The following is a 2160-nucleotide window of genomic DNA, read 5'->3' as shown; positions in this document are numbered from 1 at the left end:
AAACAAAATTGATTCAGTAATCGAATCACATGAAAGCGATCGGCGACAATCATCGCATTCGGAAAATAACGCCTGATTAACTTACGGTAACTGGAACTTAAATCAATGCAGACTACCTGAACTTTTTCTTTGCCTTCAAGGGTATTTAGATAGCTTTCTAAATCCTTTTCGGAGCGTCCCTCAACCACATCAAATATTTTATGTTTGGCTAAGTCACGGCTATTCCCCAAATCCGGGGGCACTAATCAAGAACACAATTTTGTCTTGAGGTTTCATCAGGTTATTTGCAAACTGGCCTGGGCAAAAATACCATAACGCTTACTGCGAAGCCTGTTTAGTGGTGTCTCAACATTTAATCCGCCGAACCAGACTTTGCCGTCGCTTCTTAGATCCCAGTATCGCCCTCCCAATCCGATGTTAAAGTGAGGAATCAGTTCATAGTCAGCAATGGCTTCCAGCATCCATCCTCTTCCCATCCCCTTAAGAATGACATTGGGACCATCCTCTAGATCTTCTCGAAGATAGTGGCTGTCTTTGTCACTCATGTCTGCTAAGGGAAGATAAGCCGCCTCAATGCTAAGTTTCAATCTGGAAGAAATGCTTGTCTCGCCTGTTAAGCCAAGACGCAAAGCATTCCATTCCAGTTCATTGGATATTCCATTGACCGAAAATGGAATGTGGATAAACCCTGGAGGCCCGCAAAATATTCCTTCGACATCATCCGGTTTGCACCGTACGCCAAAAGCATGCACCTTTTCATTCCAATACAGGTAGCCCCAAAAAGAGTCTATTCGGAATTTATTGTTCAGCAGGCTTTTCTCAGAGGTGCCTTCAGATAAAGTAACCCCGAAATCGACATTGATGTAACGGATGTTGCCACTTTTCAAAGAGCTCAGCGTATTGAAAAATTTAATTTGTCCACTAAGGAAATCTTCATCATCGAGGCTGCCGCTGCTAATCCCGCCGCCTCCAACATAACCTTTAATAAATAGACCTGAATTATGCTCTGCGCGGAAATAGACCTCTGCCGTATGACCATGCATGCCGCTGTAAGTCAGAATGGAGGCCGGATTACCCAGTAAAGGCTCAATAAGGGATGGGTTATGATTCCATGTGATGTTGCCGGTACTGTACCAATAGCGAAGGCCACTCAGTATCTTCCATGGTTTTGCGGATTTAGCTAATGTTGAGTTGCTATATCCATCGCTGATACCCCCCCAGGCTGTAAAACAGGTCATGAAGAAAAAAAAGAAAAAAGAACCTTTATGATTCATGAATTTTGCCGCCAAGTAATGAAATCCCAATTGATGACAGACCCTAGTATGTGGTAACTTGCACAAGGAATCAAGAAAAGGTTATCGGAGGTTTTTTTGTGAAATCATGGGCCTATGCGGGTCTTTTTTTATTTCATGCACTCTTCACCGTTTATGGTTTTGCTGCTGCAAAAGATAAGTTTTATTTCGGTGTGGCGCTTGCAAAAGCTTACGATAATTTTCGCTATACTGTGCAAGATACTGAAACGGGCTCCAGCCTTGTCCGCAACGCTTCGTCCACTGCAACGGTTGCTAACGTATTTGCCGGCTATGGCTTTACCTCAGCTAAAGGTTTTTATCTCGGCTCTGAATTGGGAACGAGTTTTCCTGCCCGTAAAACAGGGTTTAAGCGTTTCTCTTTATCTACTAACGACATGCTGCAAACGGATCTTGCTGTGGAAGATTATGTCACAGGAGATATATTGCCAGGTTATCGTTTTTATAAGAATGCCCTGCTCTATACACGCTTAGGTGTAACGTTTTCTCATTTGACCCGGTTAGAGCAAAGTATGATTTTTCCGGGGGTGCAGCTTGTAGGAAATAAAAATCGTTGGGGGAGCCGCCTGGGGGGCGGGGTAAACTTTCAACTAACACCGCATTTCAGTATAGAAATGAATTACATCTACCTGAATTATCAAGCTTTTAATCATCCGATGCTTGATTTAGGAGTTCGCTTTAGGCAGAAACTTCAATCCCATTATACAGGATTGTCCTTCATTTACAGTGTTTGATAAATTTGACTTGTTTGTGGCGTGTTGAATCACATTAAAGGTAACCCGACCCAAAATTAAACAAGTCTAAAAAAGCATTCGTTGCATCACAATTAAGGTAACCCGAGATTGTGGAG

2 protein-coding genes and 1 pseudogene are annotated in these 2160 nt (G+C 42.8%); 1 reads left to right on the top strand and 2 read right to left on the bottom strand.

What is annotated here, in order from left to right; genetic code table 11:
• A pseudogene (locus tag E1O65_RS12395) lies at positions 1-215 on the bottom strand (transposase); the annotation flags it as partial.
• A gap of 60 nt (positions 216-275) precedes the next feature.
• Positions 276-1274, bottom strand: a complete 999-nt coding sequence (locus E1O65_RS12390) for a hypothetical protein (RefSeq protein ID WP_133133903.1) — start codon at positions 1272-1274, stop codon at positions 276-278.
• A gap of 98 nt (positions 1275-1372) precedes the next feature.
• On the opposite strand from E1O65_RS12390, the gene E1O65_RS12385 reads away from it, so the two are divergent.
• Positions 1373-2044, top strand: coding sequence for an outer membrane beta-barrel protein (locus E1O65_RS12385; protein WP_165474972.1), 672 nt, complete (start codon positions 1373-1375; stop codon positions 2042-2044).
• Positions 2045-2160 lie beyond the last annotated feature (116 nt).

Origin of the sequence: Legionella sp. W10-070, assembly GCF_900640175.1 — a bacterium.
GTDB lineage: Bacteria > Pseudomonadota > Gammaproteobacteria > Legionellales > Legionellaceae > Tatlockia.
This window is presented reverse-complemented; position numbering and strand designations above follow the sequence as displayed.